Annotated in this window: 20 protein-coding genes and 2 pseudogenes; 14 read left to right on the top strand and 8 right to left on the bottom strand. The window is 61.9% G+C overall.

What is annotated here, in order from left to right; genetic code table 11:
• Positions 1–148: 148 nt before the first annotated feature.
• Together BLL38_RS23140 and BLL38_RS23145 are read left to right on the top strand one after the other, a co-directional pair.
• The gene (locus BLL38_RS23140; RefSeq protein ID WP_076964467.1) at positions 149–700 is read left to right on the top strand and encodes a glycoside hydrolase family 19 protein; all 552 of its coding nucleotides are present in this window, start codon (positions 149–151) and stop codon (positions 698–700) included.
• A complete protein-coding gene (locus tag BLL38_RS23145; protein WP_076964468.1) occupies positions 697–1,209 on the top strand; it encodes a DUF2514 family protein in 513 nt (170 codons plus the stop codon). The genes BLL38_RS23140 and BLL38_RS23145 overlap by 4 nt, the downstream gene beginning before the upstream one ends.
• Here the strand turns inward: BLL38_RS23145 and BLL38_RS23150 are convergent.
• Together BLL38_RS23150 and BLL38_RS23155 are read right to left on the bottom strand one after the other, a co-directional pair.
• Positions 1,188–2,384, bottom strand: coding sequence for a tyrosine-type recombinase/integrase (locus BLL38_RS23150; RefSeq protein ID WP_076964469.1), 1,197 nt, complete (start codon positions 2,382–2,384; stop codon positions 1,188–1,190). The genes BLL38_RS23145 and BLL38_RS23150 overlap by 22 nt on opposite strands.
• Before the next feature lie 261 nt (positions 2,385–2,645).
• The gene (locus tag BLL38_RS23155; RefSeq protein ID WP_076964470.1) at positions 2,646–3,725 is read right to left on the bottom strand and encodes a patatin-like phospholipase domain-containing protein; all 1,080 of its coding nucleotides are present in this window, start codon (positions 3,723–3,725) and stop codon (positions 2,646–2,648) included.
• A gap of 159 nt (positions 3,726–3,884) precedes the next feature.
• On the opposite strand from BLL38_RS23155, the gene BLL38_RS23160 reads away from it, so the two are divergent.
• From BLL38_RS23160 to BLL38_RS23190, 7 genes are all read left to right on the top strand, one after another.
• Entirely contained in the window at positions 3,885–4,193 is a 309-nt protein-coding gene (locus BLL38_RS23160; RefSeq protein WP_076964471.1) for a PepSY domain-containing protein, read from the top strand.
• Entirely contained in the window at positions 4,193–4,507 is a 315-nt protein-coding gene (locus tag BLL38_RS23165; protein WP_076964472.1) for a PepSY domain-containing protein, read from the top strand. Before BLL38_RS23160 ends, BLL38_RS23165 begins: the two co-directional genes overlap by 1 nt.
• A complete protein-coding gene (locus BLL38_RS23170) occupies positions 4,507–5,175 on the top strand; it encodes a response regulator transcription factor (RefSeq protein ID WP_076964473.1) in 669 nt (222 codons plus the stop codon). The genes BLL38_RS23165 and BLL38_RS23170 overlap by 1 nt, the downstream gene beginning before the upstream one ends.
• Positions 5,172–6,491, top strand: a complete 1,320-nt coding sequence (locus BLL38_RS23175; RefSeq protein ID WP_076964474.1) for an ATP-binding protein — start codon at positions 5,172–5,174, stop codon at positions 6,489–6,491. Before BLL38_RS23170 ends, BLL38_RS23175 begins: the two co-directional genes overlap by 4 nt.
• Positions 6,492–6,695: 204 nt before the next feature.
• Positions 6,696–7,649, top strand: coding sequence for a TAXI family TRAP transporter solute-binding subunit (locus BLL38_RS23180; protein ID WP_076964475.1), 954 nt, complete (start codon positions 6,696–6,698; stop codon positions 7,647–7,649).
• A gap of 125 nt (positions 7,650–7,774) precedes the next feature.
• A complete protein-coding gene (locus tag BLL38_RS23185; RefSeq protein ID WP_076964476.1) occupies positions 7,775–9,802 on the top strand; it encodes a TRAP transporter permease in 2,028 nt (675 codons plus the stop codon).
• A complete protein-coding gene (locus BLL38_RS23190; RefSeq protein ID WP_076964477.1) occupies positions 9,799–10,215 on the top strand; it encodes a DUF1850 domain-containing protein in 417 nt (138 codons plus the stop codon). Before BLL38_RS23185 ends, BLL38_RS23190 begins: the two co-directional genes overlap by 4 nt.
• Positions 10,216–10,222: 7 nt before the next feature.
• Here BLL38_RS23190 and BLL38_RS32110 read toward each other — a convergent pair whose 3' ends face one another.
• Entirely contained in the window at positions 10,223–12,370 is a 2,148-nt protein-coding gene (locus BLL38_RS32110; RefSeq protein WP_076964478.1) for a methyl-accepting chemotaxis protein, read from the bottom strand.
• 233 nt (positions 12,371–12,603) lie between these two features.
• Here BLL38_RS32110 and BLL38_RS23200 point away from each other — a divergent pair, with 233 nt between their 5' ends.
• From BLL38_RS23200 to BLL38_RS32025, 3 genes and pseudogenes are all read left to right on the top strand, one after another.
• Entirely contained in the window at positions 12,604–13,923 is a 1,320-nt protein-coding gene (locus BLL38_RS23200) for a Na+/H+ antiporter family protein (protein ID WP_162493917.1), read from the top strand.
• Positions 13,924–13,995: 72 nt separating this feature from the next.
• Positions 13,996–14,817: pseudogene (locus BLL38_RS32020) on the top strand (cache domain-containing protein); the annotation flags it as partial.
• Between the two features lie 102 nt (positions 14,818–14,919).
• A complete protein-coding gene (locus tag BLL38_RS32025) occupies positions 14,920–15,675 on the top strand; it encodes a methyl-accepting chemotaxis protein (protein ID WP_373562116.1) in 756 nt (251 codons plus the stop codon).
• Between the two features lie 228 nt (positions 15,676–15,903).
• Here BLL38_RS32025 and trhP read toward each other — a convergent pair whose 3' ends face one another.
• Entirely contained in the window at positions 15,904–17,223 is a 1,320-nt protein-coding gene (gene trhP, locus BLL38_RS23210; RefSeq protein WP_076964481.1) for a prephenate-dependent tRNA uridine(34) hydroxylase TrhP, read from the bottom strand.
• A 162-nt stretch (positions 17,224–17,385) separates the two neighbouring features.
• Here trhP and BLL38_RS23215 point away from each other — a divergent pair, with 162 nt between their 5' ends.
• A complete protein-coding gene (locus BLL38_RS23215; protein ID WP_076964482.1) occupies positions 17,386–18,453 on the top strand; it encodes an AI-2E family transporter in 1,068 nt (355 codons plus the stop codon).
• On the opposite strand, the gene BLL38_RS23220 is transcribed toward BLL38_RS23215, so the two are convergent.
• The 3 genes from BLL38_RS23220 to BLL38_RS23230 all read right to left on the bottom strand — a co-directional run bounded on the left by BLL38_RS23220 (position 18,450) and on the right by BLL38_RS23230 (position 19,511).
• Positions 18,450–18,629 carry a hypothetical protein gene (locus BLL38_RS23220; RefSeq protein WP_076964483.1) on the bottom strand — a complete coding sequence of 60 codons (180 nt, stop codon included), beginning with the start codon at positions 18,627–18,629 and terminating at the stop codon, positions 18,450–18,452. The two genes, BLL38_RS23215 and BLL38_RS23220, sit on opposite strands and share 4 nt — an antisense overlap.
• Before the next feature lie 110 nt (positions 18,630–18,739).
• Positions 18,740–18,934 (bottom strand): hypothetical protein, encoded by a 195-nt coding sequence (locus BLL38_RS23225; RefSeq protein ID WP_076964484.1) that lies wholly within the window; start codon positions 18,932–18,934, stop codon positions 18,740–18,742.
• A gap of 229 nt (positions 18,935–19,163) precedes the next feature.
• A complete protein-coding gene (locus BLL38_RS23230; RefSeq protein WP_076964485.1) occupies positions 19,164–19,511 on the bottom strand; it encodes a hypothetical protein in 348 nt (115 codons plus the stop codon).
• 165 nt (positions 19,512–19,676) lie between these two features.
• Between BLL38_RS23230 and BLL38_RS23235 the strand changes: the two genes are divergently transcribed.
• Positions 19,677–20,495, top strand: coding sequence for a shikimate 5-dehydrogenase (locus BLL38_RS23235; protein WP_076964486.1), 819 nt, complete (start codon positions 19,677–19,679; stop codon positions 20,493–20,495).
• A gap of 61 nt (positions 20,496–20,556) precedes the next feature.
• Here the strand turns inward: BLL38_RS23235 and BLL38_RS30740 are convergent.
• A pseudogene (locus tag BLL38_RS30740) lies at positions 20,557–20,729 on the bottom strand (IS4 family transposase); the annotation flags it as partial.

A 20,729-nucleotide genomic window follows, 5' to 3' on the forward strand; every position in this document is an offset into this window, starting at 1 on the left:
CGGCGCGGCCGGGGGCAAATTGATTTCGGTCCGGATTCTACAAGCGAACGCCGTGCGTGTCAGGGTCGAAGGCCAGATAAGTGATACCCGCTACGTTTGAGATTTTGTGCCCGCCATCGAGCGGGTTTATTTTTGCCTGGAGAAAAGCATGCCGATCACCGAGCAGCAGTTGCTGCGCATCCTCCCGAACGCCGGCCGCCAAGCCGGCGTTTTTGCATCTGCGCTGAGCCTGGCCATGGACCGCTACCAGATCAACACCAAGCTGCGCATGGCAGCTTTCATCGCCCAGGTCGGGCATGAGTCGGGCCAGTTCCGGTACGTTCGAGAACTTGGCGGCGACCAGTACCTAAGCAAGTACGACACTGGAACCCTGGCTAAGCGCCTGGGTAATACGCCAGAGGCTGACGGTGACGGTCAGAAGTACCGCGGGAGAGGGCTGATCCAGATCACTGGGCGCGACAACTACCTGGCGTGCAGTAAGGCGCTATTCGGTGATGACCGGCTGCTTCGTACACCTGAACTGCTAGAGCAGGCCGAGTGGGCGGCGAAGTCTGCAGCCTGGTTCTGGAACTCCCGCGACCTGAACAAGCTGGCTGACTCGGGTTCATTCGAGATGATCACCCGGCGAATCAACGGCGGCGTCAACGGCCTGGCTGAGCGCGTTGCCTTCTATAACACTGCGCTGAAGGTTCTGGCATGAACGCTCTCTGGCTGCGAATCCTTCCTTATATAGCAGCGGTGGCCGTCGTCCTGATCGGCCTGCTCCTGGCATATAGCCACGGCCAGTCGGTCACCAATGAAGAGTGGCAGGCAAAGTGGAACGCCCGGGATACATGGGACGCCGCAGCGAAGGCCCTCAACGAATCCACCGAGCGCGCCAAAGAGCAGGCCCGGCAACAGACAATCAACAAGGTGATCCAGGATGGCCAGAAAGTCATTGATCAGGCATTTGCTGATGCTGCCGCTTCTCGCGATGATCGCAGCTTGCGGGACGCAGCCGACGCAACTGCCGGTAGAGTCGCAGCCAGTCAAGCCGGCGACCATTCCTGCACTGCCGCCGCAAGCCAGGCAGCTACCCGCGCCGTCATGGTGTTTGCCGACGTGCTCAAGCGCGCTGATCAAAGAGCGGGAGACTTGGCGGCAGATGCTGATCAAAGCCGAGGCCGTGGAGTGACGTGCGAGCGGGCCTATGATGGGTTGGGTGGTTGAAGCAGTTCTGCGCTCACCAGATCAGCCCACTCCTGCATCATTTCACGGCGCTGCTCAATATAGGCCGCGTGGTTGTATACGTCCCTTATGAAGCTGCTATCGGCGTGAGCAAGCTGCCTCTCAATCCAATCACGGTTGTACCCGCGCCCGTTCATCTCGGTGGAGAATAGGTGGCGGAAGCCGTGTGGGGACTGCTTCCCTGTAAGCCCGCATGTACCCATGACGTTACTGGCGTAGTTGATGCCGATCGGGGCTGTAGAGTCGCTTCTGTTGGTGAAGACATATCGAAGATTGCCAGATATTGGAAGCATCCCCCTCAGGAGTTCCACGGCCTGGGTCGACAGCGGCACCGCATGTTCGCGGCGAGCCTTCATCTTTTGCGCAGGGGTTATCCATGTCGCTGCATCAAGATCGATTTCAGACCACTCAATCTGCCTGACCTCGCCCGGGCGAGACGCGGTGTAGATCATAAGCATTACTGCAGATCGGAGCTGATAGCTCGTAATGTTCTGATGAATGGCCGCAATGGTCTTAGGTAGCTCGCTCATCGGTAGGAATGGGTGGTGGCTGCTCTGAGCACCCTTTTCGGTTACAGCATGCATTTCAGCGGTTGGGTTCGACTCTATGATCCCCGTTGCAATGGCGTAGCTGAAAACCTGGCCCATGCGCTGCCGAGCCTTCACCGCGGTAACGACGGAGCCGCGCTTTTCAATCTTTCGGATCAGGCTGATCACATCTGATCGCTTGATAGAGTCGATCTGCCGGCTACCGAAGACTGGCAGTACATCCAATTCCATCAGGTTGCTGATGATTCGATAGGTGCCTGGAGAGATGCTTCCCTTTCTGAAGGCCAGCCATTCGTCGTAGATCCTGCGGAACGTTCGACTGCCGGCCTCAATCAATCCCGCCTTCTTTTCCTTCCTCGATTCACGCGGATCAATTCCGCGTGCAATATCTTCCCGCGCCTCATCTCTTCGTGAGCGCGCTTCCTTTAGGCCCGTGTCCGGGTATGTCCCAAAAGAAATCCTCGCCTGCTTGCCAAGCCATGTGAACCGAAAGTGCCAGCTCTTTATTCCGCTGGCGGCCACGTATAGGGATAGCCCGAGTGTGTCGGGGAGGGTGTACGCCTTGTCCTTTGGCCTTGCCTGCCTGGCTGCGGTATCCGTGAGAGCCACTAGTACATCCTCTGAAAAATATTCCCGATGTACTGGATGATGTACTAAGAAAATGCCAATGGGAAGGTATTGCGCGGTACTGAGTGGTACACGCATGTTTCATGCTTTGGGGGGATGGAGGGTGTTAGTGATACTGAGGGGTTTTAGGCGAGAGTCTACCGTGGAATCTTTGAAAATTTCCACGGTGTTTTTCAGCTCGGTCAGGTGTCTGGCAGGCGGCGAGTTTAACAGCTTGGCTGGCGCACTGCGCGCACTGGCGGATCAGAGGGGGGCCAGGCGTTCACCCAATCGGCCGTTATCGGCCAGTTCCAGGAACTCATCGCCCAAGCGCTGGCTTTCACTCATCGCGGTTTGCCAGTACTGATTGCGGCGCGTGTCATCCCCCATAAAACGTTTGAAGTCGCTGCGATCCGGCAATTTGCCGTGGGGCAGGCGGGCCAGGTAGTCCCGTGACGGGGCCACCAGCAACACATCCTGCAAACCCTGCGGGCTACTGCGCCGCCACGGCAGACTCTTGTCGAACCAGCCGGGGATGACCCGGTCGGTGAAGTGTGGGTACAGCACAATGTCATGGCCGTGGTAGGGCAGGTCGAGGTGGTAGTCCAGCAGGCCGCCATCGCGATAGGTGCCGGCACCGGCGCCCGGTAAGTCGCGCACACCTTGCATCACCATGGGGATCGAGCCGGACGCCAGCAAGGCCTGGCGCAGGTTGCCCAGTTCCAGGTCGAGGAAACGCGAAGGGAAATCCTTGAGTGGGTGCAGCGGCGGGGCCTGGCGCGGGTCGTGGATGATCAGCCGTTCAAAGTGCCGGGACAGCCGTGCCCGGCCACGCAGGTTGTCGGCAATCACCGAGGACAGGCCCAGGCCCAGGCGCCCGCGATGATCGTCGGCCAGCAGGCCATGGCTTTTGACGACCATGATATTCAGGCGGTAGTGCGGGTTATCCAAAAGCGTCGCATCGCGCCCGGCCAGCAGGTCATCGAGCATGCGCTGGCAGCTCTGGCTGACCTCGGCCATGGTCACGCCCTTGGCAAAGCGTTGCTCGTTGTACAGGCGCCCGAGGTCGAGCAGGCCCTGCACCGGGTCCGGCAGGCAGGCGCTGGCAAAGCGCCAGGAACCAATCGACGCGCCAATCAGCGAGCGCTCGCGGGGCGCGCGTGCCAGCCAGTCCCCGAACAGCGCCAGGTCCAGGCCCTGAATCCCCAAGGCCTTGGGGCCACCGGCCGCGCCGGGCAGAATGCCCACGTCCGCAGGCGCCAGCCCTTGCTCGCGAATGCGTGAAAAGGCGCGCTGGCCAGCCTTGACTGTTAGGGCTGGGAACTTGATGTGGATGGCCGTCATACCGGTCTCTGTGCAGGCGAGCAGGGCAGTATAGGAAATTTTCCCCGGAGTCAGGCAAGGTGTTGTGGGACAATTGCCATGGTGGCAATTCAGTTTCAGTTAAGTTGTGACCCGTACTGTGGGGGCCGTAGGCAAAACATCCGGAAATGGAGAATCATCATGAAAACCCTCACAGCCATTATCGCCGCCAGTATCATCGCCCTCACTACCGGCCTGGCCCAGGCGCGGGACCTGGGGCCGGATGAAGCGCTGAGATTGCGTGACGCTGGTACCATCCAGTCTTTCGAGAAGCTCAATGCCGCCGCCCTGGCCAAACATCCCGGTGGCACCGTGCATGAAACCGAGCTGGAGCAGGAGTACGGCAAGTATATTTACCAGGTTGAGCTGCGCGATGCCCAAGGCGTCGAGTGGGATGTGGAATTGGACGCTGTTACCGGGCAAGTCCTCAAGGATCATCAGGATACGTAATGAAGGTAAATCTACGCACCGGCAGTCGACTGGCGCTGGTGCTCCTGGCCTTTTGCTCGGTGGTGGCTGCCCGGGACCTCAACCAGGATGAAGCTCTGGAGCTGCGCCAACAAGGGGTGATCCTGTCCCTTGAGCTGCTGTTGCAGCAGGCCATGGCGCGGCATCCCGGCGCCAGGTTGCTGGAGGCTGATCTTGAGAGCAAAAACGGCGGGTATGCCTATGAGGTGGAGCTGGTGACCGCCGATGGCGTGGTCCGGGAAATCAAACTGGACGCGACCACCGGCGCGTTGCTTAAAGACGAGGAAGATGACTGATGCGCCTGCTTCTGGTGGAGGACCACGTACCGTTGGCCGATGAACTGATGGCCGGGCTCAAAGCCCAGGGCTATGCCGTGGATTGGCTGGCGGACGGCCGCGACGCGGTGTACCAGGGGCGCAGCGAGCCTTACGACCTGATCATCCTCGATCTGGGCCTGCCCGGGCTGTCGGGGCTTGAGGTGTTGAGCCAATGGCGCGCCGCCGCCCTGGCGATCCCGGTGTTGATCCTCACCGCCCGCGACTCCTGGGCCGAGCGCATCGAAGGGCTCAAGGCCGGGGCGGATGACTACCTGAGCAAGCCGTTTCACCCCGAGGAGCTGTACCTGCGCATCCAGGCGCTGTTGCGGCGCTCCCATGGCCAGGCCAACCAGCCGACCTTGCAGGCGGCGGGCTTGCACCTGGATGAAGGCCGCCAGTGCGTGCTGCGCGACGGGGCCGAGGTGCAACTGACCGCTGCCGAGTTTCGCCTGTTGCGCTACTTCATGTTGCATCCCGAACAGATCCTGTCGAAAAGCCATCTGGCCGAGCACTTGTATGACGGTGAGACCGAGCGCGACTCCAACGTCCTCGAAGTCCACGTCAACCACCTGCGGCGCAAGCTCGGGCGCAGTGTGATTGAAACCCGGCGTGGCCAGGGTTACCGCTTTGGCGCCAGCCCCGCGTGAGGTCGATCCAGCGGCGGTTGAGCCTGGGGCTGATCAGCGTGATGGTGATTGTCGGCCTGGTGCTGGCGCAAACCAGCCTGTGGCTGTTTGAAATGGGCTTGCAGCGCTACCTGGAATCGGGTTTGCGCAACGACAGCGAAAACCTGTTGGTGGCCCTGGTACGCGGCCCTGGCGGCGTGCAACTGGATGAGCAGCGCTTGTCACCGGCCTATCAGCGGCCGTTTTCCGGGCACTATTTTCGCATCGACTTCAGCGACAGCCACTGGCGTTCCCGTTCCCTGTGGGACCAGGAACTGCCGCAACTGCCCCAGGTCGGCCTGCAGGGCAACCTGCAACTGGGCCCGGAAGGCCAGCAACTGTTGGTCCTGCGTTCGGACTACAAGCGTTTTGGCCAGTCGATCTCCATCAGCGTGGCCCAGGACTACACGCCGGTGCGGGAAAGTTTCCATCTGATGCGCCAGGTTGGCCTGGTCCTCGGGCTGGCGGCGTTGCTGCTGATCCTGGTCCTGCAACGGGTCACCGTGCGCCGGGCCTTGCGCCCGCTGGAAACCGCCCGCGAACAGATTGCGCAACTGCAGCAAGGCCAGCGCTCGCAGCTGGATACCCAGGTGCCGGTGGAGCTGGAGCCGCTGGTGGCGCAGATCAACCACCTGCTGGCCCATACCGAAGACAGCCTCAAGCGCTCGCGCAATGCCCTGGGCAACCTTGGCCATGCCCTGAAAACCCCCCTGGCAGTGCTGTTGAGCGTGGCCTCCAGCGAACAGCTCAAGGACCAGCCACAACTGGTCAAGCTGCTGCGCGACCAATTACAGCAGGTGCAGCAACGCCTCAACCGCGAACTCAACCGTGCCCGCCTGGCCGGTGAAACCCTGCCTGGCGCGCTGTTCGACTGCGACAGCGAACTGCCGGGCCTGCTGGCAACCCTGCGCATGATTCACGGCGAGCACCTGGACCTGAGCTACCACGTACGCCCTGGCCTGCAACTGCCATGGGACCGTGAAGATGTGTTGGAACTGCTGGGCAACCTGCTGGACAACGCCTGCAAATGGGCGGATGCCGAGGTGCGCCTGAGCCTCGACGAGGCGCTCCACTGTTTTCAGTTGCGGGTCGAGGATGACGGGCCGGGGATTCCCGAGGCCCAGCGCAGCCAGGTGTTCAGCCGCGGCACCCGCCTGGATGAGCAGACCGATGGCCATGGCCTGGGTCTGGGGATCGTGCGGGATATCGTCGAAGTGTGGGGGGGCACCTTGCAGTTGCACGAGAGTGAACTGGGCGGGCTCAAGGTGCTGATCGAGTTGCCCCGACGCCAGGTCTGATGGGCACCTTGGTGTCGGTGTGTAGTGATTTGCAACAAGGCTTTTCTTGTAACGCCTGACGGGACAATTTCGCTTATAACAGCCACCTGGCTGGCCATGCCGAGCAGGTTTTCGCTCTTGCAAGGTACGGTATCTGCCGGAGCACTTGTCAGCCGGGCACTCGCTTGCTCGGCGCCGAATAAGAACGATAAAAAGGTGAATTCCATGGGAATGACCAAGCGTTTCAGCGTGTTTGCTGTTGCGGCAACCTTTGCCGTCAGCTCTGCGGCACTCGCCGCCCCGACCTTTATCAACGTACTGACCGGGGGCACCAGCGGCGTGTATTACCCGATTGGCGTGGGCCTGTCGCAGCTGTACAGCAACGGTATCGAAGGCTCGAAGACCTCGGTGCAGGCCACCAAGGCGTCGGTAGAAAACCTCAACCTGCTGCAAACCGGTCGCGGCGAACTGGCCTTTGCCCTCGGTGATTCGGTGGCCGATGCCTGGAGCGGTGTGGAAGACGCCGGCTTCAAGACCCCCCTGAAAAAACTGCGGGCGATTGCCGGCACCTACCCCAACTACATCCAGATCGTTGCCAGCCAGGAGTCCGGCATCAACACCCTGGCCGACCTGAAAAACAAGCGCATCTCGGTTGGCGCGCCGAAGTCCGGCACCGAGCTGAACGCCCGCGCCATCTTCAAGGCCGCTGGCCTGAGCTACGAAGACATGGGCAAGGTCGAGTTCCTGCCTTACGCCGAGTCGGTCGAGTTGATCAAGAACCGCCAACTGGATGCCACCCTGCAGTCCTCGGGCCTGGGCATGGCGGCGATCCGTGACCTGGCCGCGACCCTGCCGCTCACCTTCGTTGCCATTCCAGCGGATGTCATCGCCAGGATCGACAACGTGGCCTACCAGGCGGGCACGATCCCGGCGGGCACTTACGACGGCCAGGACAGCGATGTATCGACCGTGGCCATCACTAACCTTCTGGTCAGCCATAACGGTGTGCCTGATGACGTGGCCTACCAGATGACCAAACTCATGTTCGACAACCTCGATCGCCTGGGCAATGCCCACTCGGCCGCCAAGGATATCCAGCTGGAAGGCGCGGCCAAGGGCTTGCCGATCCCGCTGCATCCGGGGGCCGAGCGTTTCTACAGGGAAGTGGGCGCTCTGTAAGCGGCAGGTGGGTGCTGTACGCGGCACCCACCGTTGCGGATGCATGCCGAGGCTGCGATAAAACCTGTGTACGCCGCGTGCCAGGTTTTGTGGGCCTATCGACGTTGTAACGTGGGAGTACCTCCATGAGTGAGCAAGACCAAAGCCTCGCTGCCAACCCCAGGGATTGGCCCAGGGCACTGTTTTATGTCGCGCTGTTGTTTTCCACCTTCCAGGTCATCACCGCCGCCTTCCACCCGGTCTCCAGCCAGATTCTGCGGGCTGTGCATGTGGGCTTTCTGCTGCTGGTGGTGTTTCTGTGTTTTCCGGCGCGGGGCAAGGCCCAGCCCTGGCAGCCGCTGGCCTGGCTGCTGGGGCTGGCCGGGATGGCCACGGCGTTCTACCAGTGGTACTTCGAGGCCGACCTGATCCAACGCTCCGGCGACCTGACGGGCAGCGACATGGCCATAGGCCTGGTGCTGATCGTGCTGGTATTTGAAGCCGCGCGGCGGGTGATGGGCATTGCCCTGCCGCTGATCTGCGCGCTGTTTCTGGCCTACGGCCTGTTTGGCCAGTACCTGCCGGGCGACCTGATGCACCGCGGCTACGCCATCGACCAGGTCGTCAACCAACTGGCTTTTGGCACCGAGGGGCTGTATGGCACGCCAACCTATGTATCAGCCACTTACATCTTCCTGTTTATCCTGTTCGGCGCGTTTCTCGAACAGGCCGGGATGATCAAGCTGTTCACCGATTTCGCCATGGGCCTGTTCGGCCACAAGCTCGGTGGCCCGGCCAAGGTTTCGGTGGTGTCATCGGCGCTGATGGGCACCATTACCGGTTCGGGCGTGGCCAATGTGGTCACCACCGGCCAGTTCACCATCCCGTTGATGAAGCGCTTTGGCTATAAATCGGCGTTTGCCGGCGGCGTGGAAGCGACTTCGTCGATGGGCAGCCAGATCATGCCGCCGATCATGGGCGCGGTGGCCTTTATCATGGCCGAGACGATCAACGTGCCGTTCTTCGAGGTGGCCAAGGCCGCGTTGGTGCCGGCGTTGCTGTACTTCGGCTCGGTATTCTGGATGGTGCACCTGGAAGCCCGGCGCTCCAACCTGCGTGGCCTACCCAAGGCTGAATGCCCCAATCCCTGGGCGGCGGTGAAGCAGCGCTGGTACTTGCTGATCCCGTTGTTAGTGCTGATCTACCTGCTGTTCTCCGGGCGCACACCGCTGTTCTCGGGCATGGTCGGCCTGGCACTGACGTCCATCGTGATCCTGGGCTCGGCGATCATCCTGCGCGTCTCGTCCAGGGGCATGCGCCTGGCTTTCTGGATTGCCCTGGGCGTGCTTTGCGCGGGGTTCTTCCGGCTTGGTATCGGTATGGTGTTCGGCGTCGTGGCGCTGCTGGTGGCGGTGTGCTGGTTTATCAAGGGCGGCCGTGACACCCTGACCCTTTGCCTGCACGCACTGGTAGAAGGGGCGCGCCATGCCGTGCCGGTGGGGGTCGCCTGCGCCCTGGTGGGCGTGATCATCGGCGTGGTGTCGCTGACCGGGGTGGCGTCCACCTTCGCCGGCTACATCCTTGCCATTGGCCAGGACAGCCTGTTCCTCTCACTGGTGCTCACCATGCTGACCTGCCTGGTGCTGGGCATGGGCATCCCGACCATTCCCAACTACATCATCACCAGTTCGATTGCCGCACCGGCCCTGCTGGACCTGGGGGTGCCACTGATTGTGTCGCATATGTTCGTGTTCTATTTCGGCATCATGGCGGACCTCACACCACCGGTGGCACTGGCCTGTTTCGCGGCGGCACCGATTGCCCGGGCAAGCGGGCTGAAGATCAGCCTGTGGGCGATCCGCATCGCCGTGGCCGGGTTTGTCGTGCCCTTTATGGCGGTGTACGAGCCGGCGCTGATGCTCCAGGGCGACAGCCTGCTGGCCACACTCTACGTGGTGGCCAAGGCGCTGCTGGCCATTGGCATCTGGGGCGCGGTATTCACCGGTTACCTGCTGACGAGGCTCAATGGCTGGGAGCGCGTGCTGGGCTTTGTCGCCGGTGCCAGCCTGATCCTGGCGACGCCGTTAAGTGATGAAATCGGCTTCGCCCTGGCCGTGCTGTTGATCGCCCAGCACTGCTGGCGTGCCCGCCGTGCTCAGGTGGCCACTGCGTGATCGGTGTGTGCCTGGGCTTGGCCGGTGTGGTCTGGGCGCAACTCCCCACGCCGGCCTTCACCCTGGCCTGGACCCATACCGTTGAGAAAGTGCGCTGGGAAGAGGATTACCGCGTGACGCCTGCGGGGCTGGTATTGGGCGAGGCGCGGGTCAAGGGTTCCGGGGCTGGCATGGAAATCCCGGACGGCGCCGAGCTGCGCGAGGGCAGTTGGCACTACCAGCGCCAGCTGCCGCCCTTGCAACCCCTGCGTGTGGGGCGAACCCCCGAGGCCGGGGATTATCAGCTGTGCTTCAACCAGCGTTGCCAGTGGATGAGTGCCTGGCTCGGCCCGCCACACGCGAGCCGGCCGGCGTTGGAGTTGTGGAGTTGTGAGCTGGACGGCGCGTCCAGCACCAGGCCCCACGCATTTTAAAGCGCCATCAGACCCGGAACTGATCCATCAACCCCTGCTGCTGATTGGCCAGGCTGTTCAGCGTCTGGCTGACCCGCGCCGATTCATTGGCCTGGCCCGACAGCGACTCGGTTACGTCGCGAATGCTCGCCACGTTGCTGTTGATCTCCTCGGCCACCGCGCTTTGCTGCTCGGCGGCGCTGGCGATTTGCAGGTTCATGTCGCTGATCACCGTCACCGCCTCGCCGATCTGGCGCAATGCCGTCACTGCCTGGCCTACTTGCTCGACACTGCCTTGGGCCTGGCGATGGCTGTTGCCCATGGAACTCACCACGTCCTGGGTGCCGCTCTGCAACTGCTCGATCACCTGGCGGGTTTCTTCCACCGATTCCTGGGTACGCCGTGCGAGGTTGCGCACTTCATCGGCGACCACCGCAAAACCGCGCCCGGCCTCACCGGCGCGGGCGGCTTCGATGGCGGCGTTGAGCGCCAGCAGGTTGGTCTGTTCGGCTATCGCGCGGATCACTTCCAGCACCGAACCGATCTGCTCGCTATTGGCCGCCAGGCCTTCGACCTGGGCCATCGCCGTACTCATGTCGGCGGCGAGGTGGCCGATGCTGGTGGTGGTGCGGTCGATCACGGTCAGGCCTTCGCGGGTGGCCTGGTCGGCATCCCGTGCCGCGTGTGCCGCCTGGGCGGCGCTGCGCGCGACGTCCTGGGCGGTGGCGCTCATTTCGTGGGAGGCGGTGGCCACCTGGTCGACCTGGCGGTATTGCTGGTCCATGCCGGCGCTGGTCTGGCTGGCAATCGCCGCCGATTGGTCGGCGGTGCTGCGCGCGTCCTGCACCGAGCGTTTGACCTCGGCAATGATCGGTTGCAGTTTGTCGAGGAAGCGGTTGAACCAACTGGCCAGTTCGCCCAGCTCGTCGCGCTTGTCGTAGGCCAGGCGCCGGGTCAGGTCGCCTTCGCCGCTGGCGATATCTTCCAGCATATGGGCCACGCCAAGGATCGGCCGGGTCACGCTGCGGGCCATCAGCCATACCAACAGCAGGCCGACGATGGCGGCGAGCAGGCCCAGACCCAGTTCCAGCAGGGTGCCGCGGGTGTTGTCGGCATCCAGTTCGGCCTTGAGGGCTTCGGCGGGGCCGACCAGGACTTTTTCCGGCACATCCAGCAAGACGCCCCAGGACTTGCCATTGGGGATGGGCTGGAACGGTGCCAGCACCTTGAGTTGATGATCGGTGCGCAGGCTGTGGGTCTGGGTGCTGTTGGCCATGGCGCTGATCAGTTGCGCGCCGCTGGCGGTATCCACGCTGTCCAGGCGCTGGCTGAGCTTGCTGGCATCCGGGCTGTAGCCGGCGAGCAAACCCACCGGGCTGATGATGCTGACGCTGGTCTGGCCGTCATACAGCTTGCGGCTGGCGTTCTGGCTGACCGCCTGCAGGCTGTTGAGGTTGATGTCCACCGACAGCGAGGCAATGACTTTGCCATTGACCGTCAGCGGGAACACGATGCTGGTCAGCAAGACGTTGCGCCCGTCGATCACATAGAAGTACGGCTCGATCACACACGGCTTGAGCGTGGTACGCGGGCAGGTGAACCAGGTGTTGGCCTTCTCGCCGCTGGGGCCGACGCTGGTGTCGGCCATATCGCTTTCCGGCAGCGCCATCGAGGTCAGCGTGCCGGGTGTCGGCTGCGACCAGTACAGGGCAAAGCGTCCCCTTTCATTGCTGCCCAGCTCCGGTTGGCCGGCGAACAGCTCATCCTTGCCATCCAAGGCGTTGGCTTCAAACACCAGGGACAGGCCCAGCAGGTCCGGGTTGGCTTGCAGGGCGGCCTTGACCTGGCGGGTCAGGTCTTCACGCAGGTCGAAGGCATCGAGGAAGCGCTTCTCGGCCTGTTCGCGCAAAAACAGCACCTGGCGCGAAAACCCATGGCCATATTGGTAGGCGTCCATAAACTGCTGGCGAATGCCCAGTGCCTGGACTTCGCCCTGGGCTTCGATCCGCGCCTGGGCTGCGACGTCGAGCATGTCCATGCTGGAGGCCTTGACCCGTTGCGAACTCTGGTCCATGCGGTACAGCGAAAGACCCACCAGCAAGGTTACGATCCCCAACAGACAAAGGCCGGCGAGGAGGGTGATTTTCCATTGAATGGACAGCTGCCTGAGCGACATGGAGATCCTTAACCTTTCGTTACGACAGAGATGATCCACCGTATCGGCCGGGCAGCTTTTTTCTTTATTCATACGTTCGATTGAATCTGTGGGCGACGTCGTTCTTTGACATGACGCGCCCGCTGTTGCAAAGTGCGCGCCCTCTAATAAAACTCCTTTTTTGCTTGTGCCCAGGCTGCCAATAACCCGGCGGGCGAGGCCCGGGCGTGTGTTTCTGTCTTGAGGTAACCATGATTAACGCAGTAATCGCCGCAGTCGGCACCATGCTCGTGCTGAGCCTGTCCCGCGTGCATGTGGTCATCGCGATCATCGTCGGCGCCCTGGTCGGTGGCTTGACCGGAGGTCTTGGGATCGACGCGACGCTCAGCGCGTTCAACAGCGGCCTGGGCGGCGGTGCCACGGTGGCGCTGTCCTACGCGTTGCTCGGCGCTTTCGCCGTGGCGATTGCCAAGTCCGGTCTGGCCCACGCCTTGGCGGACAAGGCCCTGCTGCTGGTGGGGCGTCAGGAGGCCAGCGGTGGTAATCATGTCAAGTGGTTGCTGATCTGCCTGCTGGGGGCGGTGGCGATTGCCTCGCAGAACATCCTGCCGATCCATATCGCTTTTATCCCGCTGCTGGTGCCACCTCTGTTGTATGTGCTGACCAAGCTGCAGATTGACCGGCGCCTGATCGCCTGCGTCATGACCTTTGGCCTGATCACCCCGTACATGTTCCTGCCGGTGGGCTTCGGCAATATCTTCCTCAACCAGATCCTGCTGGCCAATGTCGCCAAGAGCGGGGTGGATATCAGCCAGGTCAATGTCACCCAGGCCATGGGCATCCCGGCGCTGGGCATGGTGTTCGGCCTGTTGGTGGCGGTGTTTATCAGCTACCGCAAAAAGCGCGTCTACGACCTGGCGAAGATCGAGCGGGTCGAGCAGGTGGCCGTGCATTACAACCCGCTGACCCTGCTGGTGGCCGGGCTGGCCATTGCCTCGGCGTTTATCATCCAGTTGTGGCTGGACTCGATGATCGTCGGTGCCCTGGCGGGTTTCCTGATCTTCTCGGTGTCGGGCATCGTGCGCTGGCGCGACACCGATGATCTGTTTACCGAAGGCATGAAGATGATGGCGATGATCGGCTTTATCATGATCGCCGCCTCGGGGTTTGCCGAAGTGCTCAAGGCCACCGGCCAGGTGCAGACCCTGGTGGAGTCCTCCGCCGCCTTTATCGGCCACAGCCGTGGCGTGGGGGCGCTGTTGATGTTGCTGGTGGGCCTGCTGGTGACCATGGGCATTGGCTCGTCGTTCTCCACGGTGCCGATCCTCGCCGCGATTTTTGTACCGTTGTGTGTGCAACTGGGCTTCAGCCCACTGGCCATTGTGTGCATCGTCGGCACCGCCGGGGCCCTCGGTGACGCCGGTTCGCCAGCTTCGGACTCGACCCTGGGGCCGACCTCGGGTTTGAATATCGACGGCCAGCATCACCATATCTGGGACACCGTGGTCCCGACCTTCCTGCACTACAACCTGCCGTTGCTGGTGTTTGGCTGGTTGGCCGCGATGACTCTGTAGCAACGAGCTTCCTACAGTTTTCTCTTTTAGGGCCGTTAACCTCTTAACGTTGCCCTAAAAGAGAGAAGATCCATGCGTCTGAGTCTGAAGGCCAAAGTCCTGTCCCTCGCCGTACTGCCGGTGTTGTTGTTTGCCGTGGTCATCAGCCTGACCACCGTGTGGATCCTCAAGGAACAGGCGCGCACCGAGGTAGCCGAAACCCGCCAGCGCCTGCTCAACAACGCCAAGGCCACCCTGCAAAGTTATGTCGAAGTGGCGATGACCACCATCAAGCCGCTGTACGACGCCGCCGCCCCTGGCGATACAGAGGCGCGGGCGCAAGTGGTCAAGCTGCTGTCCAATACCACCTACGGCAAGGACGGTTACTTCTTCGGCTACGACTCCGAGACTATTCGCCTGTTCAAGGGCAACAGCCCCGAAGGCGTAGGCAAGAGCTTCAAGGACAACCGCGACCCCAACGGCGTCTACGTCAACCGCGACCTGGTCAAGGTCGGCAAGGACGGTAGCCACTACCTGCAATACAGCTCGACCCAGCCGGGGCAAACCGAACTGGTGCCCAAGCTCGGCTACACCGAATACCTGCCCAAGTGGGACATGGTGATCGGCACGTCAGTCAACCTCGACGGGATCGACGCCCTGGTCAGCGAAGTGGAAGCCAAGGTCAACGAGCGCATGGAAGGGGTGCTGTTGAGCATCGTTGGCATCGCGGCGGTGTTGCTGTTGCTGATCGCGGCAGTGGGCATGGTGCTGGCCAATGCCATCCTGCGGCCCTTGCACCTGATGAAGGTTAACCTCGATGACATCGCCGCCGGTGAGGGTGATTTGACCCGGCGCCTGGCCATCACCAGTCAGGACGAACTGGGTGAACTGGCGGGATCGTTCAACCGGTTTGTCGACAAGATCCACGGCCTGGTGCGCCAGATCACGGACATGACTGCGCAACTGACCGGGCTGGTCAGCCAGGTGTCCGAGCAGGCCCACCGTTCGGAACAGGCCATGGAACGCCAGCGCCAGGAAACCGACCAGGTGGCCACCGCGATCAATGAAATGTCATCCGCCGCCCATGAAGTGGCACGCAGTGCCCAGAGTGCGGCGGTGGCGGCGCAGCAGACCGACGCCGAAGGCCAGGCCGCCAAACGTGTGGTGGATGGCAGCATCGCGCAGATCCATGCGCTGGTAAGTGATATCCGCAGCAGTGGCGTGTCCCTGGACAGCCTGCAACAGGACGTGTCGTCGATTGTCAGCGTACTCGGGGTGATCCGCTCGATTGCCGAGCAGACCAACCTGCTGGCGCTCAACGCCGCGATCGAAGCGGCCCGGGCCGGTGAGGCCGGGCGTGGGTTTGCGGTGGTGGCCGATGAAGTCCGCGCGCTGGCCAGCCGCACCCAGCAAAGCACCCAGGAAATCCAGGGCATGATCGACCGCCTGCAAAAGGGCACCGAGGCGGCCGTGGAATCCATGCGCCGCTCCAGCGATGCCGGCGACGGCACCTCGGCCCAGGCCAACGAGGCCGGGGCGTCCCTCGACACCATGGCGCAACTGATCGGCACCATTAACACCATGAACGCGCAGATCGCCAGCGCCGCCGAAGAGCAAACCGCCGTGGCTGAAGAGATCAACCGCAGCGTGCATCAGATTGCCGTGGCAGTGGACAGCGTGGCGGACGAGACCCAGCAGGGCGCGCAGACCTCGCGCAGCCTGGCGGACCTGGGGCAGCGGTTGGGGCAGTTGGTGGGGCAGTTCAGGATCTGACCTGGCAATTGCGGTGCTGGTTCGGGTGCCATCGCAGGCAAGCCAGCTCCCACATTTGAATGTATTCACCGTTCAAAATATGGGAGCTGGTGGGGCAGTTCAGGCTCTGACCTGGCAATTGCAGTGCTGGTTCTGGCCCCATCGCAGGCAAGCCCGCTCCCACATTTGATCGGTGAACACGGTCAAAATGTGGGAGTGGGCTTGCCCGCGATGGGGCCCTAAAGGCCGCTACACATCCCGCATCAACAACCCAAACCCGATATCCATCTCCAGCGGCACCGGCACATACACCGTATGCCCATCCCCCGGTGCCACCTCAATCGCCTCACCCTTGGCGTTGTGCATCATCCCCAAATCAAAATGGAAATTCCCCGCCGGGGTCATCAATTCCAGGTGATTGCCCACGGCAAAGCGGTTCTTCACCTTGACCTCGGCCAGTTCGCCGCGTCGCTCCCCGGTCAACTCCCCGACAAACTGCTGGCGCTCGGAGACGGAGCTGCCGTTCTGGTAGTTCTGGTATTCGTCATGCACATGGCGGCGCAGGAAACCTTCGGTGTAGCCGCGCTGGGCCAGGGATTCGAGGTTGGTCATCAAGCCCCGGTCGAACGCGCGACCGGCCACCGCGTCATCAATGGCCTGGCGGTACACCTGGGTGGTGCGCGCCACATAAAAGTGGGATTTGGTGCGGCCTTCGATTTTCAGCGAGTGCACGCCCATCTGTGTCAGGCGCTCCACATGCTGCACCGCCCGCAGGTCCTTGGCGTTCATGATGTAGGTGCCGTGCTCGTCCTCGAAGGCCGGCATCTGCTCATCCGGGCGGTTGGCCTCTTGCAGCAGGAACACTTGGTCGGTGGGCGCACCAAGGCCCAGGGTCGGCTCGGGCTGATACTGCTGGACGATATCGCCTACGGTGTTTTCGGCCGCCGGGGTGGCCTGGTATTTCCAGCGACAGGCGTTGGTGCAGGTGCCCTGGTTGGCATCGCGCTTGTTCATATACCCCGACAACAGGCAGCGCCCGGAATAGGCCATGCACAACGCGCCATGCACAAACACTTCCAGTTCCATGGCCGGCACGTGCTGGCGGATCTCGGCGATTTCTTCCAGGGACAGCTCCCGCGACAGGATGATCCGGCAGATGCCTTGCTGCTGCCAGAACTCGACGCTGGCCCAGTTCACCGTGTTGGCCTGCACCGACAGATGGATTGGCATCTGCGGGAAGTGCCGGCGCACCAGCATGATCAGGCCCGGATCGGACATGATCAGCGCGTCCGGCCCCATGGCGATCACCGGTTCCAGGTCCTTGAGAAAGGTTTTCAGCTTGGCATTGTGCGGCGCGATATTGACCACCACATAAAAACGCTTGCTTTGGGATTGCGCTTCGGCGATGCCCAGGGCCAGGTTGGCGTGGTCGAATTCATTGTTGCGCACCCGCAGGCTGTAGCGCGGCTGGCCGGCGTAGACCGCATCGGCGCCGTAGGCAAAGGCATAGCGCATGTTTTTCAGGGTGCCGGCGGGGGCGAGCAATTCGGGGGCGAGGACAGGAGGCATGGGGATTGGGGTCGCAAAAGGGCGGCAGGGTAGCCGAGCCGGGCCAGGCGGTTATTGATCTGGGTCTACGCTGTAGAAATAAAGATGGCACTCGCCGGATACGCGGTGGACTAAGCAACAGGGCGCGCTGGGCGCCCGGCGTTTTTCTGGCATGGATCGGACATGAACCAAACGAATCTGCAATTCAAAACCCTGCTGTTGCTGCTGGTCATGGTGACCCTCGCGTTCTTCTGGATCCTGTTGCCGTTCTATGGCGCGGTGTTCTGGGCGATCATCCTCGGGATCATCTTTGCGCCCATGCAGCGGCGCTTGCAGCTCAAGTTTGGCTGGAACCGCAACCTCACGTCGCTGTGCACCTTGATGGTGTGCCTGGTGATCGCGATTTTGCCGGTGATCATCACCAGCGCCTTGTTGGTGCAGGAGGGCGCGACGCTGTACAAGAACGTTGAAAGCGGCAGATTGGATGTGGCGGGCTACCTCGAACAATTCAAGAACTTCCTGCCACCGTACTTCCAGCACCTGCTGGACCGCTTCGGCATGGGCAACCTGGAAGGCCTGCGCGAGAAAATCGTCAAGGGCGCGATGCAGGGTAGCCAGTTCTTTGCCAGCCAGGCATTCAGCTTTGGCCAGGGCACCTTTGATTTCCTGGTGAGCTTTTTCATCATGCTGTACTTGCTGTTCTTCCTGCTGCGCGACGGTCCCGACCTGGTGCGCAAAGTACGCACGGCGGTGCCGCTGGCCGAGCCGCAAAAGCGTCGCCTGCAGCTCAAGTTCAACCGCGTGGTGCGGGCGACCGTCAAGGGCAATGTGCTGGTGGCGGTGACCCAGGGCGCGTTGGGCGGCCTGATCTTCTGGTTCCTGGATATCCCCAGCGCGTTGCTCTGGGCGGTATTGATGGCGTTTCTGTCGTTGCTGCCGGCCGTGGGCGCAGGGATCGTGTGGGGGCCGGTGGCCGCCTACTTCCTGCTCAGCGGTTCGATCTGGCAAGGGGTGGTGCTGGCGTTGTTCGGGGTGTTTGTGATCGGCCTGGTGGACAACGTGTTGCGCCCGATCCTGGTGGGCAAAGACACCAAAATGCCGGACTACCTGATCCTGATCTCGACCCTGGGCGGCCTGTCGGTCTTCGGCCTCAACGGTTTTGTCATCGGGCCGTTGATTGCCGCGCTGTTTATTTCCAGTTGGGCACTGTTTGTCGAAACCAAACCCCGAGTGCGCCTACCATTGCCCTAGGCTGAGAAGCGGTGGGCCATCTTGCGTGACAGGGCCTGGGCATCGGGCAGCGACGTCAGGGGGCCGCTGATGGCTTCACCGTCGCGTACCAGGTACCAGCAGGCGAGCAAGCCGCGCTGGCGCAGGGGGACGGGGACGGCACTGCCGACGACGGACATGATCTGGATAGTGGGCATATCGACCTCCATTGCTGATGGAGGTCACCTTACGGCGGGTTGGCGCCGAGGGAAAATCACCCTGCTCGATAGTCAACATCACTGCTATCGAGACTGCGCCGGCAGGGGGCTCAATCAACCACCTGGTCCAGCATGTTCAGCACTTCCTGCTCATTGAGCAGGCCCTTGCGGACCAGGTTTTCTGCCAGCAGCGCGAGAAACTTGGCGCTGCGATGGCCTTCCAGGTGCTTGAGCTCGGTCAGGGCGCTATAGACCTTGCTTGACGTGCAGAGGCCGGCGGCACGGTGCGGGTTTTGTGTGGGCATGCTGGGTCGTCCTTGTTGTTATGACCTGTTATAGGTGGACAGTTTCAATAGTGAGAGTGTTGCGTGACATAAACATGACAGCGCGGCCCCCGGTTGGGCAAGTGTACTTTGGCCTTAATCGTGTCAGATTCAGCAGCCAGCGTTGTCCCCATAACGACTTTGGCGAGCGTTATCCAGACCGGGTCCATAAAAAAGCCCCGCCTGGTGTGGGGGGCTTTTTCTGCCGGGCTTACCAGCCGCGCCTGTAATAGCCGCGGGGCGGACCATAGTAGCCGCGTGGTGGCCCGTAATACACGGGCGCCGGGCGGTAATACACCGGCTGTTGCACATATACCGGCGCCGGCTGGTAATAGACCGGTGGAGGGGCGGCATACACCGGCGGTGGTTGGTAATACACCGGTTGTTGCTGCACATACACCGGCCGATCATGGCTGGCGATTACCGAGCCCACTACGGCTGCGCCGACCACCGCACCCAATACGGCCGGGCCACCCCAACCGCCACCATGGGCGAAGGCTTGGCTGGCTACAGCAAATGCACCGATCAGCAAGGCGATCCTGGGGATTTTACGCATCATGGTCTTTCCTCGGTTGGCCCCAGCGCTTGTGGTCTGCAATCAATAGACTCAAGGATTGTCGCGGGGATACTTTTAAGACAACGTATTTCAGGAAAACAGCACCGCGACTCGGTAAAGGTTGTGTAAGGTCTGTACCGGTTTGCCTACTTGAAAAAGGAATCACCGATGCTGATGAACCCCAATAAAGATACCCAGTTGTGCATGTCGTTGTCGGCCCGCCCAGGCAATTTCGGCCTGCGATTTCATAACCATTTGTATGAGCAGTTGGGGCTGAACTTCTACTACAAGGCCTTCAGCAGCCAGGACTTGAACGGCGCCGTGGCCGGGATCCGTGCATTGGGTATCCGGGGGTGTGGGGTGTCGATGCCGTTCAAGGAAGCCTGCATCGCACTGGTGGATGAACTCGACGACTCGGCCCGCGCCATCGCCTCGATCAACACCATCGTCAATACCGCCGGGCACCTCAAGGCCTACAACACCGATTACATCGCCATCGAACAACTGCTGCAAAAACACGCGGTGCCCAAGGAGTCGACCTTCGCCCTGCACGGCAGCGGCGGCATGGCCAAGGCCGTGGCCAGCGCCTTGCGCGATGGTGGCTATGCCCATGGCCTGATCGTTGCGCGCAATGAAGCGGCGGGCCGGGCCCTGGCGCAGAACCTGGGTTATCAGTGGCAGGCGACCTTGGGGGACGCGCGCCCGCAGATGCTGGTCAACGTGACGCCGATCGGCATGACCGGCGGCGCCCAGGCGCAGGACCTGGCATTCGAGGCCGACGCGATTGAGGCGGCCGATACCGTGTTCGATGTGGTGGCGATCCCCGCCGAAACGCCGCTGATCGTGCGGGGTAGGGCCCAGGGCAAGCGGGTGATTACCGGGCTGGAAGTGATCGCGATCCAGGCCCTGGAGCAGTTCGTGCTGTACACCGGCATTCGGCCGACGGACGAGCAGTTCCAGAAGGCCGTGGATTTTGCCCGGCAGTAGGGGCGCTCAAATCAAAATGTGGGAGCGGGCTTGTGTGGGAGCGGGCTTGCCCTAATGCCAGTCAGTTAAGCCCTCCCGCTTTCTTTTTGGGGTATTTGACCGGCCTAGGCTTGACCACCCTGGGGTAACTTCGTTGACGCCTGGCAGGTAACATGAAGTGTTGAGCCTGAGTGCGCAGCTCTGCCAGCCGCTTAGGAATCGTACCTGGCGTTTCCAGCGGACAGAAACGGAGTG

This window comes from Pseudomonas gessardii (genome assembly GCF_001983165.1).
Taxonomy (GTDB): Bacteria; Pseudomonadota; Gammaproteobacteria; order Pseudomonadales; family Pseudomonadaceae; genus Aquipseudomonas; species Aquipseudomonas gessardii.

Excerpts from the sequence above, each read along its gene's own strand:
- BLL38_RS23185 (WP_076964476.1), top strand. The coding sequence starts at position 7,775 with ATGAGTGAGCAAGACCAAAGCCTCGCTGCCAACCCCAGGGATTGGCCC.
- BLL38_RS23180 (WP_076964475.1), top strand. The coding sequence starts at position 6,696 with ATGGGAATGACCAAGCGTTTCAGCGTGTTTGCTGTTGCGGCAACCTTT.
- BLL38_RS23170 (WP_076964473.1), top strand. The coding sequence starts at position 4,507 with ATGCGCCTGCTTCTGGTGGAGGACCACGTACCGTTGGCCGATGAACTG.
- BLL38_RS23145 (WP_076964468.1), top strand. The coding sequence starts at position 697 with ATGAACGCTCTCTGGCTGCGAATCCTTCCTTATATAGCAGCGGTGGCC.
- BLL38_RS23235 (WP_076964486.1), top strand. The coding sequence starts at position 19,677 with ATGCTGATGAACCCCAATAAAGATACCCAGTTGTGCATGTCGTTGTCG.
- BLL38_RS23230 (WP_076964485.1), bottom strand. The coding sequence starts at position 19,511 with ATGATGCGTAAAATCCCCAGGATCGCCTTGCTGATCGGTGCATTTGCT.
- BLL38_RS23155 (WP_076964470.1), bottom strand. The coding sequence starts at position 3,725 with ATGACGGCCATCCACATCAAGTTCCCAGCCCTAACAGTCAAGGCTGGC.
- BLL38_RS23225 (WP_076964484.1), bottom strand. The coding sequence starts at position 18,934 with ATGCCCACACAAAACCCGCACCGTGCCGCCGGCCTCTGCACGTCAAGC.
- BLL38_RS23165 (WP_076964472.1), top strand. The coding sequence starts at position 4,193 with ATGAAGGTAAATCTACGCACCGGCAGTCGACTGGCGCTGGTGCTCCTG.
- BLL38_RS23220 (WP_076964483.1), bottom strand. The coding sequence starts at position 18,629 with ATGCCCACTATCCAGATCATGTCCGTCGTCGGCAGTGCCGTCCCCGTC.
- BLL38_RS23140 (WP_076964467.1), top strand. The coding sequence starts at position 149 with ATGCCGATCACCGAGCAGCAGTTGCTGCGCATCCTCCCGAACGCCGGC.
- BLL38_RS23160 (WP_076964471.1), top strand. The coding sequence starts at position 3,885 with ATGAAAACCCTCACAGCCATTATCGCCGCCAGTATCATCGCCCTCACT.
- BLL38_RS32110 (WP_076964478.1), bottom strand. The coding sequence starts at position 12,370 with ATGTCGCTCAGGCAGCTGTCCATTCAATGGAAAATCACCCTCCTCGCC.
- trhP (WP_076964481.1), bottom strand. The coding sequence starts at position 17,223 with ATGCCTCCTGTCCTCGCCCCCGAATTGCTCGCCCCCGCCGGCACCCTG.
- BLL38_RS23215 (WP_076964482.1), top strand. The coding sequence starts at position 17,386 with ATGAACCAAACGAATCTGCAATTCAAAACCCTGCTGTTGCTGCTGGTC.
- BLL38_RS32025 (WP_373562116.1), top strand. The coding sequence starts at position 14,920 with ATGGAACGCCAGCGCCAGGAAACCGACCAGGTGGCCACCGCGATCAAT.